The sequence below is a fragment of the Streptomyces sp. NPDC047982 genome, from assembly GCF_043204165.1.
GTDB lineage: Bacteria > Actinomycetota > Actinomycetes > Streptomycetales > Streptomycetaceae > Streptomyces.
Genome location: NZ_JBIDBS010000005.1, coordinates 197,578 through 219,496 on the forward strand (window position 1 = coordinate 197,578; position 21,919 = coordinate 219,496).

General features: G+C 73.2%; 18 protein-coding genes and 1 pseudogene. 6 read left to right on the forward strand and 13 right to left on the reverse strand.

Going from position 1 to position 21,919, the window contains the following annotated elements; all coding sequences use genetic code 11:
- Positions 1-17: 17 nt before the first annotated feature.
- On the reverse strand, positions 18-1,763 hold the full coding sequence (gene ctaD, locus ACGF2V_RS08245; protein ID WP_389047271.1) for a cytochrome c oxidase subunit I: 1,746 nt from the start codon (positions 1,761-1,763) through the stop codon (positions 18-20).
- Between the two features lie 529 nt (positions 1,764-2,292).
- Here ctaD and ACGF2V_RS08250 point away from each other — a divergent pair.
- Positions 2,293-3,984 carry a GAF domain-containing protein gene (locus tag ACGF2V_RS08250; protein WP_362704895.1) on the forward strand — a complete coding sequence of 564 codons (1,692 nt, stop codon included), beginning with the start codon at positions 2,293-2,295 and terminating at the stop codon, positions 3,982-3,984.
- A 102-nt stretch (positions 3,985-4,086) separates the two neighbouring features.
- Here the strand turns inward: ACGF2V_RS08250 and ACGF2V_RS08255 are convergent, their stop codons facing one another.
- Entirely contained in the window at positions 4,087-4,920 is an 834-nt protein-coding gene (locus ACGF2V_RS08255) for a response regulator (RefSeq protein ID WP_389047225.1), read from the reverse strand.
- A 167-nt stretch (positions 4,921-5,087) separates the two neighbouring features.
- Between ACGF2V_RS08255 and ACGF2V_RS08260 the strand changes: the two genes are divergently transcribed.
- Positions 5,088-6,446: a globin domain-containing protein gene (locus ACGF2V_RS08260; protein WP_362704680.1), complete on the forward strand. Its 1,359-nt coding sequence runs from the start codon at positions 5,088-5,090 to the stop codon at positions 6,444-6,446.
- Here ACGF2V_RS08260 and ACGF2V_RS08265 read toward each other — a convergent pair.
- On the reverse strand, positions 6,397-7,119 hold the full coding sequence (locus ACGF2V_RS08265) for a vitamin K epoxide reductase family protein (protein WP_362623042.1): 723 nt from the start codon (positions 7,117-7,119) through the stop codon (positions 6,397-6,399). The genes ACGF2V_RS08260 and ACGF2V_RS08265 overlap by 50 nt on opposite strands.
- Positions 7,116-7,598, reverse strand: a complete 483-nt coding sequence (locus ACGF2V_RS08270; protein ID WP_362623039.1) for a hypothetical protein — start codon at positions 7,596-7,598, stop codon at positions 7,116-7,118. The genes ACGF2V_RS08265 and ACGF2V_RS08270 overlap by 4 nt, the downstream gene beginning before the upstream one ends.
- 306 nt (positions 7,599-7,904) lie before the next feature.
- Here ACGF2V_RS08270 and ACGF2V_RS08275 point away from each other — a divergent pair, with 306 nt between their 5' ends.
- Positions 7,905-8,396 carry a pyridoxamine 5'-phosphate oxidase family protein gene (locus ACGF2V_RS08275; RefSeq protein WP_362623036.1) on the forward strand — a complete coding sequence of 164 codons (492 nt, stop codon included), beginning with the start codon at positions 7,905-7,907 and terminating at the stop codon, positions 8,394-8,396.
- Positions 8,397-8,534: 138 nt separating this feature from the next.
- Here the strand turns inward: ACGF2V_RS08275 and ACGF2V_RS08280 are convergent.
- The 4 genes and pseudogenes from ACGF2V_RS08280 to ACGF2V_RS08295 form a co-directional block, all read right to left on the reverse strand.
- Positions 8,535-8,722 (reverse strand): annotated as a pseudogene (locus ACGF2V_RS08280) (stress protein); the annotation flags it as partial.
- A 64-nt stretch (positions 8,723-8,786) separates the two neighbouring features.
- Complete coding sequence (locus tag ACGF2V_RS08285) at positions 8,787-9,548, reverse strand: polysaccharide deacetylase family protein (RefSeq protein ID WP_362704683.1); 762 nt, start codon at positions 9,546-9,548, stop codon at positions 8,787-8,789.
- A 29-nt stretch (positions 9,549-9,577) separates the two neighbouring features.
- Positions 9,578-10,513, reverse strand: a complete 936-nt coding sequence (locus ACGF2V_RS08290) for a DMT family transporter (protein ID WP_362704685.1) — start codon at positions 10,511-10,513, stop codon at positions 9,578-9,580.
- Positions 10,514-10,527: 14 nt separating this feature from the next.
- Positions 10,528-11,343 carry an SDR family NAD(P)-dependent oxidoreductase gene (locus ACGF2V_RS08295; protein ID WP_362704688.1) on the reverse strand — a complete coding sequence of 272 codons (816 nt, stop codon included), beginning with the start codon at positions 11,341-11,343 and terminating at the stop codon, positions 10,528-10,530.
- Positions 11,344-11,771: 428 nt separating this feature from the next.
- Here ACGF2V_RS08295 and ACGF2V_RS08300 point away from each other — a divergent pair, with 428 nt between their 5' ends.
- Positions 11,772-12,920 (forward strand): galactosyldiacylglycerol synthase, encoded by a 1,149-nt coding sequence (locus tag ACGF2V_RS08300; RefSeq protein ID WP_362623025.1) that lies wholly within the window; start codon positions 11,772-11,774, stop codon positions 12,918-12,920.
- A gap of 12 nt (positions 12,921-12,932) precedes the next feature.
- Here ACGF2V_RS08300 and ACGF2V_RS08305 read toward each other — a convergent pair whose 3' ends face one another.
- From ACGF2V_RS08305 to ACGF2V_RS08320, 4 genes are all read right to left on the reverse strand, one after another.
- A complete protein-coding gene (locus tag ACGF2V_RS08305; RefSeq protein ID WP_362623022.1) occupies positions 12,933-14,069 on the reverse strand; it encodes a hypothetical protein in 1,137 nt (378 codons plus the stop codon).
- A 111-nt stretch (positions 14,070-14,180) separates the two neighbouring features.
- Positions 14,181-15,197, reverse strand: coding sequence for a hypothetical protein (locus ACGF2V_RS08310; protein ID WP_362704690.1), 1,017 nt, complete (start codon positions 15,195-15,197; stop codon positions 14,181-14,183).
- Entirely contained in the window at positions 15,194-16,495 is a 1,302-nt protein-coding gene (locus tag ACGF2V_RS08315) for an MFS transporter (RefSeq protein WP_362704693.1), read from the reverse strand. The genes ACGF2V_RS08310 and ACGF2V_RS08315 overlap by 4 nt, the downstream gene beginning before the upstream one ends.
- Complete coding sequence (locus tag ACGF2V_RS08320; RefSeq protein ID WP_362623015.1) at positions 16,495-17,841, reverse strand: discoidin domain-containing protein; 1,347 nt, start codon at positions 17,839-17,841, stop codon at positions 16,495-16,497. Before ACGF2V_RS08320 ends, ACGF2V_RS08315 begins: the two co-directional genes overlap by 1 nt.
- A gap of 430 nt (positions 17,842-18,271) precedes the next feature.
- On the opposite strand from ACGF2V_RS08320, the gene ACGF2V_RS08325 reads away from it, so the two are divergent.
- The gene (locus tag ACGF2V_RS08325) at positions 18,272-18,766 is read left to right on the forward strand and encodes an archease (protein ID WP_362623012.1); all 495 of its coding nucleotides are present in this window, start codon (positions 18,272-18,274) and stop codon (positions 18,764-18,766) included.
- Between the two features lie 34 nt (positions 18,767-18,800).
- Positions 18,801-20,231, forward strand: coding sequence for an RtcB family protein (locus ACGF2V_RS08330; protein WP_362623009.1), 1,431 nt, complete (start codon positions 18,801-18,803; stop codon positions 20,229-20,231).
- Here ACGF2V_RS08330 and ACGF2V_RS08335 read toward each other — a convergent pair.
- A complete protein-coding gene (locus ACGF2V_RS08335; protein ID WP_362623006.1) occupies positions 20,221-21,912 on the reverse strand; it encodes a helix-turn-helix domain-containing protein in 1,692 nt (563 codons plus the stop codon). The genes ACGF2V_RS08330 and ACGF2V_RS08335 overlap by 11 nt on opposite strands.
- Positions 21,913-21,919: the final 7 nt, after the last annotated feature.

The window sequence follows — 21,919 nt, forward strand, 5'->3', positions numbered from 1 at the left end:
ATCCGGTCGTCGGCGGATCAGTGCGATCCGGCGTGTTCGAGTGCGGCGATCTCCGGGTGGTGCAGGTCGAAGGCCGGGGACTCGCTGCGGATGCGGGGCAGGGAGGTGAAGTTGTGCCGGGGCGGCGGGCAGGAGGTGGCCCATTCCAGGGAGCGGCCGTAGCCCCAGGGGTCGTCGCCGGTGACCTTCTTGCCGTACTGGGAGGTCTTCCAGATGTTGTAGAAGAAGGGCAGGAAGGACAGTCCGAGGAGGAACGACCCGATGGTGGACAGGGTGTTGAGGGCGGTGAAGCCGTCGGCGGCCAGGTAGTCGGCGTAGCGGCGGGGCATGCCCTGCGTGCCGAGCCAGTGCTGCACGAGGAACGTGAGGTTGAAGCCGACCGTGAGCACCCAGAAGGTCATCTTCCCGAGGCGTTCGTCGAGCATCTTGCCGGTGAACTTCGGCCACCAGAAGTGGAATCCGGCGAACATCGCGTAGACGACGGTTCCGAAGAGCGTGTAGTGGAAGTGGGCGACGACGAAGTACGAGTCGGTGGTGTGGAAGTCGAGCGGGGGTGCGGCCAGGATGACCCCGGTCAGTCCGCCGAAGACGAAGGTGACGAGGAATCCGGTGGCCCACAGCATCGGTGTCTCGAAGGAGAGCGACCCCTTCCACATCGTGCCGATCCAGTTGAAGAACTTCACCCCGGTGGGCACGGCGATCAGGAAGGTCATGAACGAGAAGAACGGCAGCAGGACGCCGCCCGTGGCGTACATGTGGTGGGCCCAGACGGTGACGGACAGGCCCGCGATGGCGATGGTGGCACTGATCAGGCCGATGTAGCCGAACATGGGCTTCCGGGAGAAGACCGGAACGATCTCGGAGACGATGCCGAAGAACGGCAGGGCCAGGACGTAGACCTCCGGGTGCCCGAAGAACCAGAACAGGTGCTGCCACAGCATGGCGCCGCCGTTGGCCGGGTCGAAGATGTGCGAGCCGAACTTGCGGTCCATCTCCAGTGCGAGGAGGGCCGCGGCGAAGACCGGGAAGACCATCAGGATGAGGACCGCGGTCAGCAGCACGTTCCAGGTGAAGATCGACATCCGGAACATGGTCATGCCCGGGGCACGCATGCAGATGATGGTGGTGATGAAGTTCACCGCGCCGAGGATGGAGCCGAAGCCGGAGAGAGCCACGCCCATGATCCACATGTCGGCGCCGATGCCCGGGGAGTGCGTCGCGTCGGACAGCGGGGCGTAGGCGAACCAGCCGAAGTCGGCTGCGCCCTGGGGCGTGAGGAAGCCTGCGGCGGCAATCAGCGAACCGAAGAGGAACAGCCAGAACGCGAGCATGTTCAGCCGGGGGAAGGCCACGTCGGGGGCGCCGATCTGAAGGGGCATCAGCCAGTTCGCGAAGCCCGTGAACAGCGGCATGGCGAACAGCAGCAGCATCACCGAGCCGTGCATGGTGAACGCCTGGTTGAACTGCTCGTTGGACATGATCTGCGTGCCGGGGCGGGCGAGTTCGGCCCGCATCACCAGTGCCATCACGCCGCCGATCAGGAAGAAGGCGAAGGCGGTGACGAGGTAGAGCGTGCCGATCTGCTTGTGGTCGGTCGTGGTGAGCCACGAGACGATGAGCCGGCCGCGCGAGGGGCGGCGTTCGGGGACGGTCCCGGAAGCGGTCCCGGTGACGGGACGGTCGGGGCCCGGTGCGGGAGCGGGCCGGGGCCCGGGCGGCTGGGGGCCGTGTGCGGGAGCGGCCTCGCTGCCCTGCGTTTCCATTGCGTCCACCGGACTGATTCCTCCAGTTGTTGCGGTTGTCCGAGCGTTCCCGGCCGTGCGGTTCCGGTCCGGGATCGGTCGGGAAGGTCCGGCTGCTCACGGGGGACGGACGGACCGGACCTTCCCGGCGCCGGACCATGCTGGTCGCGGGCGGCGGCGCTCCCCAGGGGCCGACGGACACCTTCCGCGGGGGCCGGTCGGCCCTGCCGTGGGCCTCGTTCGGGGCCGGTCGGTCCCACGCCGTTCTCGCGCGGGGTGTGCACCGCCCCACGGCCGCTCCGCGGCCTGCCGTAGGCTGACGGGTCGTGGACCGGCCCCAGCCCTGCGGTGATCCGGTGAGCAGATCCCGGCGTACGGCGCACGACGTACGGCACCAGAGAACGGCGACCCGATGGAAGAGACAGCACCTCCCGCGCCCGGCTCCGCGTCCGGAGTCCCCTCCCCCGGCACCAACGTGCCGGGGGAGGGTTCGTCCGGGGCCTCGTGCCCGCGCCATGCGGCGTGGCCGCAGCCGAGCCGGCCGGACCGGATGCGGGGTCTGCTGGACGCCGTGATGGGGCTGGGGCGCGGTCTGGAGCTGCCCGAGGTGCTGCGCGGCATCGTCGAGGCCGCGGTGACACTGACCGACGCGCAGTACGGGGCGCTGGGCATCATCGGGGACGGGCAGAAGCTGCTGGAGTTCCTGCCGGTGGGGCTGTCGCAGGAGGTCACCGCCCGGATCGGGCAGTCACCGTGCGGGCGTGGCATCCTCGGCGAACTGATCCATCACCCGGAGCCGCTGCGGCTGACTGATCTGGGCAGCCATCCGCGCAGCTACGGCTTTCCGCCCCACCATCCGCCGATGCGCACGTTCCTCGGGGTGCCCATACGGGTGCGCGACGAGGTGTTCGGAAACCTGTACCTCACCGAGAAGCGGGGCGGGGCGGGTTTCGACAACGACGACGAGGCGGTGCTGACCACGCTGTCGATCGCCGCCGGGGTCGCCATCGACAACGCCAGGATGTACGAGGAGAGCCGTCGCCGGGAACGGCGCCTGGAGGCGCTGGGCGAAATCACCCGTGCCCTTCTGTCGGGTGCGGACGCCGACGAGGTGCTGCATCTGATCGCCGAACGGGCGATGGAGGTGGCGGGGGCGGACCGGGCGGCGGTCCTGCTGCCCGGGGCGCGTCCGGGGGCGGCGGTCGCCACGCCGGTCCCGGCGTCGGGGGCCGAGGAGCGGCTCACGGTCGCTGTCGCCCATGGGCGGGACAGCGACCGTGTGACGGGCCTGTCCGTGCCGGCGTCGGGGTCGCTGGCCGGGCTCGCGGCGCGGACCGGGACGCCCGCGCACTGTGCCGATGTACGGACGGATCCGCGCGCCCATCCGTTCGGCGACGGCGCCGAGGACGGGCTGGGACCGGTGGTGGCGGTGCCGTTGCGGTTCGGCAGCGGGGCGATGGGCGCGCTGCGTCTGGGACGGCCGGTGGGCCGGCCGCCGTTCGACGACACCGAGGTGGCGCTCGTCTCCGGCTTCGCCGACCAGGCTGCGATCGCGCTGGAACTGGCCCGTGGGCGGGCCGAGTCCGAGGAGCTCGCCGTGATGCACGACCGGGACCGGATCGCCCGCGACCTGCACGACCTGGCGATCCAGCGGCTGTTCGCGACGGGGATGACGCTGCAGAGCACCACTCGGGCCATCGCGGACCGGCCGGGCGCGGCGGAGCGGGTCAGCCGGGCGGTGGACGACCTGGACACCACGATCCGGATCATCCGGTCCACCATCTTCGATCTGCGCACGGCGGACGCTTCGGGGCCCAGCGGGCTGCGGCACCGGATGGCGGAGACGGCCCGTACGGCGGCGCGCGCGCTCGGCTTCCGGCCGTCCGTGCGGATCGACGGGCCGGTCGACACCACCGTCCCGGACGAACTGGCCGAGCACGTGGTGGCGGTCGCGGCCGAGGCGGTGTCCAACGCGTCGCGTCACGCGGGCGCGAGCCGTATCGACATCGTGCTGTCGGCGGACGACGCGGTGACCCTGACCGTCACCGACGACGGCATCGGTGTCCCGGACGCCCACATGACCGTTCCCGGCGCAAAGACCGGTGCCGGCGAGCAGCCGGTCAGGCGCGGCGGGCTGACCAACATGCGGACGCGGGCGGAGCTGTGCGGCGGCACGCTGAGCGTGGAGCGTCCCGCGGGCGGCGGCACCCGCATCGTGTGGCGTGCCCCGCTCCACGCCTGACGCCCCGCGGGGTGGGCGCCGGCCGGCCGGTCCGCCGTCGGTCCCGGGCTCTGCGTCGGGCCCGGCGTCCGTCGGCCCCCGGTGCAGGGGTGGGAAGCGGCCTCAGCCGCGCCGGATCTGTTCGGTCCCCTGGCGGTCCTTGAGCCGGCCGACGAGCATCGCGGCCTGGATCCGGCGGCCGACGCCCAGCTTGGCGAGGATCGAGGAGATGCGGTTCTTGACGGTCTTCTCGGCCAGGAAGAGGCGTTCGGCGATCTCGCGGTTGGTGAGGCCCTCGCCGATGAGATCGAGGATCTGGCGTTCCCTGGCCGTGAGCTGGTCCAGTTCCGAGAGCTCCGGCTCCTCGGCGGGTCCGGTCTCGGGGCCCCTGAGCCGGGCCATGACGCGCGCGGTCGTCCGCGGGTCGAGCATCGACGTTCCGGACGCGACCGTGCGAACGGCGGCGATCAGGTCGGCGCCGTTGATCTGCTTCAGCACATAGCCCGCCGCGCCCGCCATGATGGCGTCGAACAGCGCCTCGTCGTCGTCGAAGGACGTCAGCATCAGACAGGCCAGGTCGGGCATCAGGGCGCGCAGTTCCCGGCAGACCTCGATCCCGGCGTGGTCGCCTCGCGGGTCGTCGCCGAGGCGTACGTCGAGCACGGCCACCTGGGGCCTGGTCGCGGGCACCCGGGCCAGCGCCTCACGGGCGTCGGACGCCTCCCCGACCACCTCGATGCCGTCCTCGGCCTCCAGGAGATCGCGCACACCGCGTCGTACCACCTCGTGGTCGTCGAGGATGAAGACGCGCACGGGGTCGGCGGACCGCGACGGGTCCGTGCTCAGCGGGGACTTCGCGAAGTCGTTCACACCATGCTCGATCGGCTCGGGGAAAAGGCGGACGACCACCAGTATGTGCGCTCCTCCGACCGCCCGTACGCCGGGGTTCCGGAGCATGGTGAACAGCATCTGAACAGGGCCGAAAGGCCCTGTGACCAGGGCCGGTCGGCGAGTCGTTGGCGGTGCCATACTGACGCCGCCGAGATCATCCGGGCGCCGCCGACTTCATCCGGCCCGGTTTTGGCAACCATCCCCATCGCACCGCCCCTAGGAGTCACCGGTCCATGAACACCCCGAGCGAGGACTACCACGCACTGCTCGCGCGGCACGACGCGATGCGGCTGAGGCGGCGCATCCTCTCCCCGACCGGTACGGACGACGGAGCGCGGCGCGCCGAGGGTCCGCAGGCGTACGACGGCACGGCCGACCAGCAGTTGATCCTCGACTGCCTGCCGCTGGTCGGCCCGTTGGAGGGGTTGATCGACGACCTGTACCGGGCCCTGTTCGAACGGCACCCGTATCTGCGGTCGCTGTTCCCCGAGTCGATGGCGTTCCAGCAGGCCCATCTCGTCGAGATCTTCCGCCACCTGATCGGCAATCTGCACCGCACCGACGACATGATCGGCAGGTTCACGCAGCTGGGGCGCGACCACCGCAAGCTCGGTGTGCGACCCGCGCACTTCGAGGCGTTCGAGGCGGCGTTGCTGGAGGCGCTGCGCATGCGGGCGGGTGCCCGGTGGACGGCGCCGCTGGGGGACGCCTGGCTGCGCATGCTGCGTCTGGCCGTGTCCGCGATGGTCAAGGGCGCCGACGAGGCGATCGCCGAACCGCCGAGCTGGCACGCGACGGTGACCGCGCACGAGTTCCGTGCGCCGGGCCTCGCGGTCCTCAGGGTGCGCCCGCACCAGCCGTACGCCTTCACGGCGGGACAGTACGCGTCCCTGGAATCGCCGCTGCTGGAGCAGGCGTGGCGTCCCTACTACCTGGCCCGCGCGCCGCATCCGGACGGCGAGCTGGAGTTCCACGTGCGTGCCCGTGGCGCCGGCGGCGTGAGCGACGCGCTGGTGCACCACACACGGGAGGGCGACACCGTACGCCTCGGCGCGCCGCGCGGCAGGCTGGCGCTGCCGGCCCACACGCCGTCCGCCGACGTGCTGCTGATCGCCTCGGGCACGGGCTGGGCCGCGATGAAGGCGCTGCTCCAGCAGATCGACGCCGAACGGTCCCGGGCGTTCCGGGTGCGGCTGCTGCTGGACGGCGGGGCGGACGAGGGCATGTACGACGTGGCGTATCTGGACTCGTTGCGGCGCGGGCGTACCTGGCTGACCGTGCTTCCCTCCACCGGCCCCCTCACGGATCAGGAGCTGCGGGCGATGTGCGGCGTGCCGGGACGCGGTTCCGGGAACCTCGTCCGGCAGCAGGTGTTCCTGGCGCTGGCCCCCGAGGTCTCCGCACCGGACGCGACGGGGGTCTTCGCGGACCGGCTCGCCTCCGCCGGAGTCCCGGCCGGGTGCGTCCATCACGACAGCACGTCGAGCGTCCCGGTCACCGGACCGGGACGCGAGGCCGTCGCGGGCGCGCTCGAACCGGCGGTCACAGAAGTGACGCCCAGGACGACCAGAACCGGGTTGCTATCAGCATGACGATGACCAGGCACCAGGTCACGGGCACCACCAGCGGGAATTCCAGTACCGCGGCGACGACGGCCCGCGGGGCGGGCAGCACGCCGTGGCGCAGATTGTGCACGGTTGTGTACCAGAACATGAAGATGGTCGCCACCCACACGAGCATGCACCACAGGCAGAGTGCGCCGATGTCGTACAGCGCCTGAATCATCAGCCACATGCAGAACACGACACCGAGGAAGGCGCCCAGATTCAGGCCCAGCCAGTACCAGCGCCGGTAGCGGGCGCCCGCGAGGAGCCCGGTGCCGATGCCCATGACCGCCCCGAAGCCGATCAGCCCGAGAAGCGGATTGGCGAAGCCGAACACCGATGCCTGTTCACTGCGCATCACGTCCGTGCAGGAGAGCACGAGGTTCAGTGAACAGGACGGGACGAAGGCGGGGTCGGCGAGCAGTTCGAACTTGTCGATGGTGATCACGAAGGAGCCCAGCAGCCCGAGTGCCGCGGTCACGACGAGCAGCCACCCGAACCCCGGCCGGGCGCCGATCCGTTCCGCGCCGCCGTCCGCCCCGGGCGGGTCGTCGTCCGTCCGTGCGGCGCGGTCGACCGGTCCACCGTGCGCCGGGCGTGGCTCGTGGTCGCCCACGGTCCGAGGGTCCGGCTCCGCCGCCCGCTGTGCCGATGTGTTCATGCCGCCCTCCGTCGTACGCAGCCGTCCGGCCACACGATGTCCACGGGGATGCCCCGTGCCCGCGCGAAGGCGACCAGATGGGCGGTGGCGTCCCGGCCGTCGGTGGGTGAACCGTCCCACACGGCGAGCACGGAACGGCATGTCGCCACCACCCGCTCGTCGGCGCCGACGCACGCGTCGCGGTCGGCCGGGTCGAAGGCCAGCAGGCTCACGTGCTCGGCCAGGACAAGCAGTTCACCGGCGGCCCGCCGGTCGCGCTCCGGCAGCACCGCGGGGACCGACCCCTGGGCCGGCAGCAGCACCGTCAGTTTCCGTCCGGCCTCCCGGACCGCGCGCCCGAACACCAGGGGCAGGCCCGCCCCGACGCGGACGAGCGCGGCCACGCCCTCCGCCAGGCAGTCCAGCCGTGCTCTCAGTTCCGCCTCCACCAGTTCCAGCGTTCTGCTGTCGAGATCCCTGTGTCCGACGACCGCGATCACCGCGTACCCCTTCTGTGCACCTGTGCACCACCGACCCGACCGAACACTCCGCATGCCGCGGCCCGGCCCCGGTTGCCGCCGTCGAGCGGGGCCGGGCATGCGAACCACCGAAGTGAAACCATCGGGGGAGCGACCCCGCTAGGGCCGTTCGGCCCTGGGCCGTTCGGCCCTGGCGGGGCGGTGCGGCGCAGGATGTACTCGTACGGCAGACGAGCACATCAGGAGACGAGGCCGCCCCATGAGCCACGCAGGTCGCCAGTCATGAGCCACACAGGTCACCGGCCGCCGCCCCGGTCAGCCCTGCCCATGGCCACGAGCCCAGCCGCGCACGGCTGGCCGCAGGGGGACGTGGCCCACGCACCCGAGGCCGTCTGGCCGCGCCGGACCGTCGAGTTGACGAGCACCCAGGCGCTCGGGCTGCTGCGCGAGGTGTCGTTCGGGCGGATCGTCTTCACCCGGCACGCGCTGCCCGCGATCCGGCCGGTGAACCACGTGCTGGACCGCGGCCGGATCGTCATCCGGACCCATCAGGACTCGGACCTGTTCGCCCAGGCCCGGGACCACGGCGACCGCGGGGTCGTGGTCGCCTATCAGGCCGACGCCATCGATCCGCTGACCCATCTGGGGTGGAGCGTCGTCGCAACAGGCTACTGCCGTCCGGTGACCGATCCCGACGCCCTGGTCCGCTACCAGCGGCTGATCCGGCCCTGGTCGGACCGGATGATGGAATGCGCGGTCCACATCCGGCCGCATCTGGTCACCGGGATACGGCTGGCCGAGGGCGGCGGGCACGAGTGAGGCGGCGGCCCGCGGCGCGCCGTCGGGGCACGTTGCGGGCCGCCGCGGACGGGAGTCCGGTCCCGCGCCCGCGGTCGGCGCCCCGGCCCGGCCCTCCGCCGCACGGTACGTCCCGACCGGGGCGGGGCGTCCGGGCCACCTGCTGACGGCGAAACGCATCAGGTCCCGCTCGTCCCCCTGCTTGATCCTCCCGGTCTCGTTGATCACTTCGAGCTTCCAGCTCGCGCCGGCGCGAATCGCCTTGGCCGCGGCACAGCGTCGTCGTTGGTGAGCAGACTCGGCCAGATGTCGGCGACCTGCTGGCTGCTGCCGCCCGTCGCGTCGTACGCTGCCCCGGATCCGACGACCGGCGCCACGCGCCCGGTGCGGTGGCCGGGACCGTACGGCCCGTCAGGCGCCGTCGCGGGAACGGGCCGGCGCGAGGCCGTGCTCGGCGAGCGGGCCGACGGCCAGTCCCGCTGCGCGGATCTCCTCGACCAGCCGGGGCAGCGCCGCGAGCGCGGGCCGCCAGCGGCCGGACGCCGACGGGTCCGCGTCGTGCAGGAGGAGCGTGCCGCCGCCCCGGAGATCGCGGCGCACGGTGGTCAGGACGCGCTCGGCCGTCGCGTTCTCGGCCCAGTCCCGGCCCCAGGCGGACCACAGCACCGGGCGCAGTCCGCAGCGCACGGCCGCGGCCCAGCGCCCGCCGGTCAGGATGCCGTACGGCGGCCGGTACCACAGCGGCCGGGCGCCCGAGACCCGGTGCACCGCCGCCGCGGCGCGGGAGACCTCGCGTGTGTCCCGGCCCGCCGCGGGGAGCCAGGGGCGACTGTGCGTCCAGCCGTGGACGGCCAGTTCATGGCCGCGGCGGGCGATGTCGCGGCCGAGTTCCGGGTGGCGCAGCAGACTCTCCCCCAGTACGAAGAACGTGGCACGCGCGCAGAGCCGGTCCAGTGCGTCGAGGAAGTACGGAGTGGAGCCGGGATCCGGACCGTCGTCGAAGGTCAGGGCGATGTGGCGGGGGCGGCCGAGGCCGGCCAGGGCGGGGAAGCAGGTCCGGCGCGGGCCCGCGAGCCAGGTGCCTGCGGGGGCGATGTGTGCGGTCAGCACCAGCGCCGACAGCGCCAGGGGAACACGCGCCCCGGCGGGAACGCGCGGGTGTCGGTGGTTCATAGGGTCCTCGTCCCTCCGTTCGGCGCGGGCTACCGGTCGTGGTCGGCCGGCTTCCCGCGCGGTGTCGTTCCCGTCGTGTCCCAGTGCCCCGCCACCGCCGGGGAGCGCGACAGACCGACGGTCCCGGCGGCCACCAGGCACGCGCCGGTCACGGCCGCCGGCGCATGGGTCCCCCACGCGATCTGTTCGCCGAACAGCACCGCGCCCAGGACCACGCTCACCAGCGCGTCCCCCAGAGTGAGCGCCGGCTGGGAGACGGCCAGCGTCCCGGCGCGCAGGGTGCTCTGCAGCAGCGCCAGGCTCAACAGGCCGACACCGCACATCGCGTACGGGTAACCGGTCGTGAAGACCGCCGCCGCCCCGTCCGGGATGCGCCCGGCGACCTCTTTGATCAGACCGGCGGTGCAGGCGAAGCAGATGGCCGTGGCACAGCCGAGGGACGCGACGCGGGCGGTGCCGCGGACGGCGCGGGCGACCAGGACCAGCACGGCCACCGCCGTCGCGATCCAGGCTCCGGCGAACAGCCACATGCCGGCCTCCGCGGTCGCCTCGCCCGGCGACGGCCCGGCGGCGGTCAGGAAGAGCGTCAGACCGGCGCCGAGCATCAGGAAGGACAGCCAGGTCCTGCCGCCCGGTCGCCGGCGGAACACGGCGGTTCCGAGCAGGAGCGTGAAGAGGAGCTCACTCGCCATCAGCGGCTGCACCACCGACATGCTGCCCACCGCGAGCGCCGCTGCCTGGAGCACGGCGGACAGTCCGAGCGCCGACGCGCCCGCCAGCCACAAGGGCTTGCGCACCAGCCGCGCCGACCGGCGCACCGCGTGACGCACCGTCCGGTGCGTGTCCGGTGCGTCGTCCGCCGGTTCGCACACCGCCTGGTCCACGGCGGCCCGTCGTTGCAGCACCGAGGCGGCGCCGTTGGCGAGAGCCGCCAGCAGCGCCAGTGTCACGGCGAGGACGTCCATGCGTACCGGCGGCTTCACCCGAAGCGGGCGGCGAGCCGGTGGTAGAGCCCGGGGGCCACGGCGCGCACGCATCCCGGCAGGCGCAGCCAGCCGGGGACGTACACCTCGTCACGGCCCTCGAGATAGGCGTCCCAGACGGCGTCGGCGACTCTTTCCGGCGACATCGGGCGGGGCCACGAACGGGCGTACGGCATGCCCCGGCGTTCGAAGAACGGGGTGTCCACGACGCCGGGGACCAGATGGGTGATCCGTACTCCGGTTCCCCTGAGTTCGTGACGCAGGGCGTCGGCGAAGGTGCCGATCGCCGCCTTCGCCGCCGAGTAGACGACCTCGCTGCGGACGCCGGTGGATCCGGCCACCGACCCGATCAGCATGATGTGGCCACGCCCCGCCGCGAGCATGTGCGGCAGCAGGAGCCGCACCAGCCGGACGACGGACACCAGGTCGACGGTGAGGACCCGGTCGGCGGCTGCGGCCGGCATGGCGGCGAAGGGGCCGGACCAGCCGACCCCCGCGGCGGCGACGAGCAGGTCCACCCGGCCCGCGAGGTCGAGGGCCTGCCGGGCGAGCCGCTCCGTACCGCCGGGCGCCATCAGGTCGGCGCAGAGCGCCGTCGAGCGCGTGCTCGCCGCGACGCGCTCCAGCCGCTCGCGGTCGCGACCGGTCACCAGCAGCCGCCAGCCCCCCTCGGCCGCGATCCGGTGCGCGACAGCGGCCCCGATGCCCGACGAGGCCCCCGTCACCAGGGCCACGCCCTTCCCGCCGGCGCGGCCGTCCGACGCGTCGCCGTCCGGCACGCCGCGGTGGGCGCTGCCCGGACCAGATGACATGGCCTCTCCCCTGTGTCGGCACGGTGCGGCGCGTCGCCTGCGCCGCCCGGGGATCGGGCTCGCTCGGAGATCCCGGGTCGGGGGGACCACGCGCCACCGGGTCTGGTTAGGAGTAGCCGGGGCGTGCTCGGCCAAAACCGTCGCGACCCGCGCCTCACTGAACCGCACGGCACCGCCCGGGCCCACACAATGGGACCACCACGCCAGTGCCCATGGCGCCGGACCCGCCGCGCGCCGCCGAACGTCAGGGGTGATCAGGTGCCTGCTGCCCACACGGACGGCCGTTCGGGGCCGCGCCGGGACACCGGCCGACCGGGTGAGCCGGGCGAGCCCGTGCCGCGGCGGGTGCGCCGGTCCGCGGCGGCGGCCGGCTGCGGACGCTCGACCGTACCGGCCCGCCCCGGTCGGCGGGCAGGGGCAGTCGGCCGATGAGCGCGGCATCCGGACGCTTCCTCGTCCTGAGCGCCGGCATGGGCTCCGGGCACGACACCGTGGCCGCCGAGCTGACCCGCCGGCTGGAGGCCGGCGGAGGGCGGACGACGACGGTCGACGTCCTCGATCTGCTGCCCGCCGGGATCGGTGCCGGGCTGCGCGCCTTCTACCGGACGGTCGTCCGCCGCGCGCCGTTCGTCTACGCCGGGCTGTACGCGGCGTTCTTCCGCGCCCCGGACGACGGCCTCCCCCGCCCGGGCAGCGCCCCGTTGGCGGCACTCGCGGAGCGGCGGCTGCTGGAGCTCGTCGCGCGGCGGCGCACGGACGTGGTGGTCCCCGTCTTCCATCTCGCCGCCCAGCTCACCGGCGGTCTGCGCGCACGCGGCGCGCTCCGCGTGCCGAGCGCCGTCGTCATCACCGATTTCGCCGTGCACCGCCAGTGGCTCCATCCGGGCAACGACCTCCACCTGTGCCTGACGCCCGGTCTCGCGCGCCGGGTACGGAGCGTGCTGCGGCGCCCGGCCGTCGTCTCCGGCCCCCTGGTGGCGCCCCGCTTCCACGCCCCGGCGCCGACGGCCGCGGACTGGCGGCGGCGGATCGGCTCGCCGGACCGTCCGCCGGTGCTGGTGTCGACGGGGGCGTGGGGGGCGGGCGCGCGGGTGGTGGACACCGCGCGGCTGCTGGCCTCGGCGGGGTACCGGCCCCTCGTGCTGTGCGGGAACAACACGCGGCTGCGCCGGAGCGTGGCTCGTGTCGGACACGCGGACGCCTTGGGCTGGGTGGACGACGTACGGGGCCTCATGGCGGCCTCCCGTGCCCTGGTCGACAACGCTGCGGGCCAGACGGCGTTGGAGGCGCTGGCCGCCGGGCTGCCGGTGGTCGGCCACCGACCGATTCCGGGGCACGGCGCACAGGGCGTGCGGAGCATGGCGGCGCTCGGCCTCGCCGACCATGCCCAGGACCCGTGGGCCCTGCTGAGGGCCCTGGACGAGGTGACCGCGCCGGGCCCGGCCCGCGAGCGGCGCCTGGCCGCGGCCCGCGGCCTGTTCCGGGGAGAGGGGGTGCTCCCCCTGGAGGACCTGGCCCGGCCCGGACGTGCGCGTGGGAGCGGGGCCGGGGCACCCGGTGGGTCGTGGGGGACCTGACCGGCGGCCGGTTCAGTAGCGGAGCGTGCCCGCTATGCCGACGCCGTCGGAAAGCGTGCCGTCGGGGACGAAACGCACTTCCGTGTCGGCGTCCAGCGCCGCTTCGACGAGGCTGTCGACGATGTCCGTCTCGACGCCCTCGGGCGCCGGTTCGCCCTCCGGGACGTCGACGACGTGCAGCTGGTGGTTCTCCTCGGCCCGTCCCGCCGCGCGCAGGCCCTCCTCCACGAGGATGAGGGCGGCCCGGTGGTCCATGACCGCGTGCCACACCTCCGCGAGGCCCGCGACGTACGCCTTGCGGCCGCGCGCCGCGTCCAGGTCCCGGCGGGCCTCCTGCGCACGGTCCTCGCGGATCTTCCGGAAGACCGGCTCCAGACGCTTCTCCAGCTGGGGTACGGCGTGCTTGTCGGCGCCCGTCAGCTCCAGCTCCCCCACCATCGCCCCGGCGTGGCGCGAGATCTTCCCGAAGGCGGTGGTCAGCTCGGGGCTGCCCACCAGGATCAGGGGAAGGTGGCGCTCCGTCATGGCCCGGGCGAGGCGCTCCTCGATGTCGGAGACGTACTGGGCGACCCGAGCCGCGCGGTAGCCCGTGCGGTCCGTGCCGTACGCCGGGCCGGGCATCGCGTCCGCAAGGTTCGGGACGTGCGGCTTCGCCGGGAAGCCGTGGGCGGTGACCCCGGTCAGGCTCCCGGCGTGGGCCAGGTACAGCCTGCTCTCCTCCTGGTCGAGGGCCAGCACCCAGTACGGGCGCGCGTAGAGGTGGGCCGCCACGAGGTTGCGGGTGAGGAACGTGGTCGTGATCTCGACGCGTTCGGGGATGTCGTGCGGGGAGACGAACTGCCACGCCTGCGGCTCCTCGTCCGGCGCCAGCAGCACCAGCAGGCCGTCCTCGGCTCGCTGGGCGTCGAACAGCCGCAGAACGCTCTCCATGTCGAGCTGCCGCTCCAGCCGGAGCCGGGTCTCGCGGTCGACCGCCGGGTCGTCCTTGACGCGCCGCGCCGCCTCGTTGAGGAGGTTGCGCAGACGGATGGGGTCCTGTTCATTGCCGGGCCTGGCCCGGTGGGTCGGCATGAGCAGCGAGATCGCCGGGAAGGGGCGCGGGCGACGCAGGTCCTTGAGCACGGCGGGGGTCAGGTCACTCGTGCGCATCCATGGCCTCCCTGGAGCGGCGGGAACGGTGATCGCATCCAGGGGACCACGGCGCGGCGGGACCCGCGACCGGGCGGCCCGTGGCCGCGGATCCGGCGCCGGGGATCCGGCTCAGCCCACCGCCGTCGGTGACGACGCGCCGGACACGGCCATGCCGGGTGCGCCGGTGCCGTCCGCGGGAACGGTCCAGATGTCGCTGTCCCGGCCCCCGGTGCCGGGCAGGGCGTAGGCGACCGTGCGGTCGTCCAGCCAGGCCGCCTGGTCGTCGACGTTGCGCGTCTCCGCGAGCGGTGTCTCGCGCATCGTCCGCAGGTCGAGGACGTGCAGCCGCCAGGGCGCGGCCGGTTCGTCGGAGACCTTCTTCTTGAACGCGAGCCGGGTGTTGTCGGGGGACAGGGAAGGGCACTCGACGTTCTGCCGCAGCGCCTTCGCCGACCACTTCTCCATGTCCCCCTCGACGAGGTACGTGCGGCCCTTGGTGGAGACGGTCGCGTAGAAGCGGTTGTCGTCGCGGGCGAAGGTCACCCCCCAGTAGTTGACGTCGGGGGCGTGGTAGCGGGCCCCGTCGATGGTCAGGGGGATCCCCTCGATGGATTTGACGAGGTAGCCGGTGCGCAGGTCGAGGATCGCGGTCCGGGTGGAGAAGGCGGTGGTGGCGTACGAGTCCCCGGTGGCGAACACCGTCCAGGACACCATCCGTCCGGAGGCGGAGACGCGGGCGCGGGTGGGGGTGCCCGGCACGGTGATCCGGCGCTGTTCGCGCAGTCGGCGGTCGAGCACGACGGCGTGCGTCCTCGGCAGTACGCCCGGCCGGGCGCGCAGGCAGACCGCGTGGTCGCCGGAGGCGTGGAACCGGTCGCAGGCGGGACCGCCGGGAGTGCGTGCGCCGGGCGGAGCGGCGAGCGGGCGGCGGGCGACGCGTCCGGTGGCCGTGTCCCGGAAGTACAGCGCGGGCCCGCTGACGGTGAACGAGGAGTCGGCGGCGGCCTGTTGACCCCGCGTGCGGTGTTGCGCGTGCAGGGCGTAGCCGACGGAGCCCCCCGTGAGAAGCAGCACCGCGGCCACCAGAACGGCGATCCGGGCCCGGGGGCCCGGGGAGGTCGAGGGTTTCGGGAACCTGGCGCTCATGCGGTCGGCCTCTCGATGGTCGGGGCTCCGGGCTCCTCGGCGGCCGCGGCGTCGGACGGGTCACGGGACAGCAGCGCCCAGCCGCCGAGGAGCGCGGCGAGCAGCGCGGTGGCCGCCGCCCACAGCGCGGGGCGCGGTCCCCACACCGTCCAGGCGGCGCCGAAGCCCGCGGCGGCGAGCATCCGGGCGAGCGCCTGGCCGGTCTGGAGCAGGGCGAGGCCGCCCGCCCTGCCGTCGGCGGGCAGCGCGGGTGAGGCGAGGGCCATCAGCACGCCGTCGGTGGTGGCGTAGAAGACGCCGAGCAGCACGAGCACGGGCACGACGAGGAACGGGACGGGACCGACGGCCGGGACGAGGAGCATGACGTACACGCCGAGCAGCGCGAGGTGCCCGTACAGGAACGGCAGACGTCGGCCCGCCCGGTCCGCGATCCGCCCGGCCGGAACCGCGAGCAGCAGGTAGCACGCCGCCGCGCCGAGCGGCAGGAGCGGGAACCAGCCGACGGGGAGATCGAGCCGGCGCTGGAGCAGGAGGTAGACGAAGGCGTCCCCGATGGTGGCGGCGCCGAGCAGTCCGGCGGCTCCGAGGATCCGCCGGAAGCGCCGGTCGCGGAGCGCCGCGAACACCGTGCGCGTACGGGGGGCCGGGGTGGCCGACGGGGTGGTGGTCCGCCGTCCGGGCACGTACAGCACGAGGATCAGTACGCCGAGCAGCCCGACACAGAAGCTGACGACGAACACCGCGTCGTAGGCCCCGGCGGTCGCCCAGAGCAAGGCGAACGCGGCGAGCGGCCCGAGCAGGGCGCCGGTGGTGTCCATGGCCCGGTGCACGCCGAAGGATCTGCCGAGCGTCTCGGGCCGGCTGCTCAGCGTGATCAGCGCGTCCCGGGGCGCGGTGCGGATGCCCTTGCCGACACGGTCGGCGGCGAGGGCGGCCGCGATCCCGGCGGTGGCGCCGCCCGCGAGCAGCAGTCCGAGCCGGGAGCAGGCGGAGAGGGCGTAGCCGGTGCCGGCGACCCTCTTGTGCCGGTGTCCGCGATCGGCCGAGTGTCCGGCGATCAGCCGGACGACGGAGGTCGCACCGTTGAACAGGCCGTCGAGGAAGCCGAATTGGAGGGGTGAGAGACCGAGTCCGAGGACCAGGTAGAGCGGCAGCACCGCGGTGACCATCTCGGAGGAGATGTCGGTGACGAGGCTGACCGCGCCGAGGGCGATGACGGTGCCGGGGACGCGCCGGCCCGCCCCGCCGGTGCGGGGCGGTGCCGGTGCGTCCCGGCGTCCTGTGGTCGCCAGGTACATCAGTGGCAGGTGTACTTCGGGCTGGTGTCCTTGGCCTTGCCGTCGGTGCCGACGTAGCTGAAGCTGTAGCCGGTGTCGTTGAAGTCCAGTTTCAGGACGCCGTATTGACCGCTGATCCGCTTCTGGCTGTTGGGCTGGACCTCCTCGATGGGGTAGGGCTCGGCTCCGCCCATGCCGCCGACGACCTCGGTGATTCCGTCGGCGGTGGCCTTCCCGTCGGGGTTCTGCGGGGCGAACCGCTCGTAGTGATGGTCGTGCCCGCCCAGCACGAGGTCGGCCCTGGCTCCGTAGAGGAGCTTCCAGACCGGCCGGCTGACCGGGTCGTTGCCGTGCCCGCCCGAGGAGTACAGCGGGTGGTGCCAGTAGGCGGCGATGCATGCCTTGGTGTTGGCGGCCAGATCGGCCTTGAGCCAGTCGATCTGGGCGCTCTTGTCGAGGGAGTTGGAGTCGAGGGCGATGAAGTGCCAGTTGCCCTCGTCGAAGCTGTAGTAGGGCTTGCCCTGGGGGTAGGCGATCGCGCCGAAGTACGCCTTGTAGCCGGCGAGCGATCCGGCCGGGTCGTAGGTCTCGTGGTTGCCCGGCACCGGACGGGTCTTGTTCTTGAAGGCGCCCCAGGTCTTGTCGTAGTAGGCGCGGTAGTCGGAGATCCGGGCGTCGTCGTACTGGTTGTCGCCCATCGTCAGGTAGAACTTCGGATTGATCCGCTGGGCCAGGGCGGCGGTCCTCGGGTGGGCGCAGTCGCTGTCGGAGGCGGTGCACTGGGCGGCGATGTCGCCCGCGGCGACCACGGTGAAGGCGCCGGTCTCCGGGGGCGTTCCGGCAAGCGTGCCGTACACCTCGACCTCGTGGAGCGAGTAGCCGTACGAGGTGCCGCGGGCGGTGCCGTACACGCGCAGGTAGCGGCCCTTGCCGGACAGGCCGGGCCGGTCGTCGGTGCCTCCGTCGCCCGCCGTCTCCTCGGCGAGCCGGGTCCAGCTGGTGGCGTCGGCGGAGACCTCGATCCGGTACGCCTTGGCGTACGCGGCCTCCCAGTCGAGCTTCACGCGTGTGATGTCGGCGGTGGCGCCGAGGTCGACGCGGATCCACTGCGGGTCCTTGCCCTCGGCGCTCGCCCAGCGGGTGGCCGGGTCGCCGTCGAAGGCGTTCTGCGGACCGAGAGCGGAGTCCTCGGTGGAGGAGGCGGTGGCGGGTCTGCCGCGGGAGATGAGCGGGTCGGCGGTGGCGTCGGCCCGGTCGGGGTAGGCGAGCAGCAGGCCGCCGACGAGGAGGAGTACGGCGGCGAGGACCGTGCCCGCCCGCCGGTGCCGGGTGGGTGTGAGGAGCGGAGCTGAGCCGTTCAGGTGCATACCTGCACTCCTGGCCTGGGGGGCGAGAGCTGGGCGTCGGTGCGTGGCCGCGCGCCCGGCCCGGGTGCGGACGGGGCGCGGCTTCAAGGTGGCCGGGGCAGAGCTCTCGCTGAGCGCGTCATGCCCGTGGGGCGGGCACCGCGCCAGGCCACCGGCCGGAATGCTAGCGAACAGTAAACTTTCCTACCAGTCCCTCGACCCGCTTTGTTCCGGCGGGTGTTCACCCATTTTCGGACATGCCTTCGCGCGTCGAAGGCGTTCCAGGAATCGGTCTCGAACCCCCTTCCCGAGGGGTGCGGCGACGGAGCCTCGCTCGTGTGCGGGTTGCCGCGGAACGGGATGGGGGACGACGCTGGAGGAAACGGCGGCCCCCGGCTCGGGGAGCCGGGCCCGGGGCCGCGTACCCGGAGACGACGGGGAGGCACCGACCGTGGACGGTCGGAAACCCGTGGCGCGGCGGCGCCCCGGCGCGCGCGGCCACCGCACCGTGCCGCACACCGCGGACCTGCGGGTGGAGGCGTGGGCTCCGACGGCCGGGGACTGTGTCGCCGAGGCCGTGCGCGCGATGGTGGAGAGCTTCGCCGACACGTCCGGCGCGGCGCCGGCCGGCGAGCGCGTCTGCACCGTCGCGGCCGGCTCCGGGGAGGACCTGCTGGTCTCGGTCCTGGAGGAGGTCGTCTACCGGCTGGACGCCCACGGCGAGATCCCGCTCGACGTGGAGGTGGACGCGGACGTGAGGGTGGACGCGGACACGGGAGCGTCCCGGACGGAAGGCGAAGGCCCCGGAACGCTCGTCCGATTCCGTATGGCCGACGCCGGGTCCGCCCGGGAGATCGGAGCCGTACCGAAAGCCGTTTCACTGCACGGCCTGCGGCTGCGGGACGGCCCTGACGGCTGGATCTGCCGGGTCACCCTCGACGTATGAGCCCGGGTCCGGCCACCGACCGCAGGAGGCGAGGGTGGTGGAGATCGTACTGGCTGAACGGAGCCCGTACCGGTTCCGGATCGAGCAGAGGGAGCCGATGCGCGTGCCCGGGATGGTGTTCGCCTCCCGCGCGCTGCTGCCGCAGGCGGCCGGGGACAAGGCGCTGGAGCAGGTGGCGAACGTGGCGACGCTGCCCGGCATCGTGCGCGCCTCCTTCGCCATGCCCGACGTGCACTGGGGCTACGGCTTCCCGATCGGCGGGGTGGCCGCCACGGACATCTCCCGCGGCGGGGTCGTCTCACCGGGCGGCGTCGGCTTCGACATCTCCTGCGGCGTCCGGCTGCTGGCCGCCGGGATCGACCGTGAGGCGCTCGGCCACGACCGGATGCGGCGGCTGATGGACGCCCTCGACCGCACCGTCCCGCGCGGCATGGGGCGCGGCGGCCTGTGGGAGCTGTCCGGCACGGCGGAGATGGACGAGCTGCTGGTCGGCGGGGCGCGGTACGCGGTCGAACACGGTCACGGTGTGCCGCGCGACCTCGCACGCTGCGAGGACCGCGGCGTCCTGGACGGCGCCGCGCCGGGAGAGGTGAGCTCGCGCGCCGTCGAGCGCGGGCTGCACCAGGTGGGAAGTCTCGGATCGGGCAACCACTTCCTGGAGGTCCAGGCGGTCGACCGGATCTACGATCCCGCCACGGCGGCGGCGTTCGGGCTGCGGGTGGACCAGGTGTGCGTCATGATCCACTGCGGCTCGCGGGGCCTGGGACACCAGGTGTGCACCGACCACGTCCGCGTGATGGACCAGGAGCTGCACCGGCACGGCATCCGGGTCCCGGACCGCCAGCTGGCCTGCACCCCGGTCGACTCGCCGCGCGGCCGCGCCTACCTGGGGGCGATGGCGGCGGCAGCCAACTACGGCCGGGCCAACCGGCAGTTGCTGTCGGAGGCCGCCCGTCGCGCCTTCGTCACGGCCACCGGGGCGGGCCTGGACCTGGTCTACGACATCTCGCACAACACCGCCAAGATCGAGGACCATGAGGTGGACGGTGTGCGGCGCTCCCTGTGCGTCCACCGCAAGGGCGCTACACGGGCGCTGCCGCCCGGCGACCCGGACCTGCCCGATGACCTCGCCCGGGCGGGCCAGCCGGTGCTGGTGCCCGGGACCATGGGCACCGGTTCGTACGTGATGGTCGGTCTGCCCGGCAACGACGCGTTCCGCTCCGCCTGCCACGGCGCCGGCCGGGTCTGGAGCCGTCACCAGGCACTGCGCATGGTCCGCGGCGAGCGGCTCCGTGATGAACTGGAGGCCCACGGCATCGCCGTGCGCCCCTCGTCGTGGCGCGGTCTCGCCGAGGAGACCCCGGAGGCGTACAAGGACGTCGACGCGGTCGTCGCGGCGACCGAGGGGGCCGGACTCGCCCGGCCTGTGGCACGCCTGGTACCGCTCGGCGTCGTCAAGGGCTGAGCCGTCGGCCGGGAACGCACCGCCCTGCACCCGCCCTCCCCTGCCCCTGTTCGATGGTGTCCGCGAAGTCGTCGGCGTTCTCGGGCTCCACCATGTCGTCACCGGCGGTATAGGTGTCCTTGACCTTGACCTCGCTGACGCCCCGGCCCTCGGGGAAGACGCGCCGCCAGTCGCCGATGACGTGCAGCTCGTCGGTGCCCATGGCCCGTACGACGGCGAGTCCGTCCTGGTGCGCCTTGAGTGCCTTCATCCAGAGGTTGGCGAACGCCTGCGAGCGGATGATGTGCATCCAGTCCGGCCGGTACAGCTCCCGGTTGTAGTTCGACTCCCCCATGGTGGAGACGAACTTCGAGTACATCGCCTTCACGTACTCCAGCGTCACTTCGTCATCGGCGGTGATCGCCGTGTCCCTGGCCTCCTTGAGCGCGACCCGGAACTTCTCCAGCAGATTCTCGGTGGCTCCGGAGGTGAACGACTCGTGGATCTCCGGAGGTTCGCACAGTCCGTACTTCGGCCCGGCCAGCCGCAGCAGGAGGCGCAGCGTCGGTTCGGTCACCCACAGCGGGCCGGGTTCGTCCCGGTTGCCGATCGGGTTGGGCAGCACCGCCGTGTGTTCCCACGCGGGCGGGGTGATCAGGTGGACTCCGGCACGGCGACGGTCGTGGGCGAAGCCGGTGGAATGCTCCAGCTGCCCCAACGGCAGATGTGTCTTGAGGGCGGAGAGATAGGCGCCGTTGACGTCGAGCGCGGTCACCTCGTGGCGACCGGGCGGGAGTTCGTGGCGGGTCCACTTCGGGCGGGCCTCCCAGATCTGGTCGGCGCCCCTGGACGTCTGCTTCTTGAGGATGTCGGGGATCCAGGGGTGGGCGATCACGTCGTAGCGGGCGCCCTTGCGGGTCTCGTCCAGCAGACGCATCGCGTCCGGGATGGCGCGTTTCGACAGGGCCGCGACGGCCGCGTCGATGTCGCCCCGGTGCTCGGCGAGGGCGCCCCGGACCGCCTCGTGGATCAGATCGGCGGGACCGGCCGGTTGCTGGAAGGCGCGTCGGGCCGGTGACCCGGAACGCCTCGACGGGCCCGTCGTGGGCGGCACGCCCGTGCCGGGGCCGGCGGACCGTTCCGCCTTCCGGCGGACGGGCGGTCCGGCGGCGCGGGCGGGGGCGGCCGGGGCTCCGGCCGTCGTGGTGGCCGGGCGGCAGTCGGCCGCGTCGAGGTGCTGGGCGAAGCCCGCGACGCGCTGCGTGGCCGGATGCCCGCACAGCACACACGGCTCGGCGGCCTCCAGATGCTCCACCTCGTCGGGTCCCGGTCCAAGATCCCCTGCGGGAGCGGCCGCTGCCCCGGACTCCACCGCGGGCCGTTCCTCGGCCGTGGCCGCCCCACCCGCGTCCCCGGGCTCGGCAGCGGGCTCGGGATCCGGCGCGGGGGTGCCGGGCTCCGTGCCGAGCTTGGCACTCAGTCCGTCCAGCAGATACGCGTACTTGGTGCGCGTCTCGCCGGACGGGTCCCGGCCGCTCTCCCACCCGGCGACGGTCGACGGGCCCACTCCGAGCGCCCGCGCCACCTGCGCCCTGGACAGCCGGGCCTGCTCGCGCAGGGCGCGGCGCACCTCTGCGGCCGGGAGCTCCGCTTCCGGGCCGACGGCTGCGAGCAGCGAGTCGATCGCGTCGAAATCACTCACCGGACAG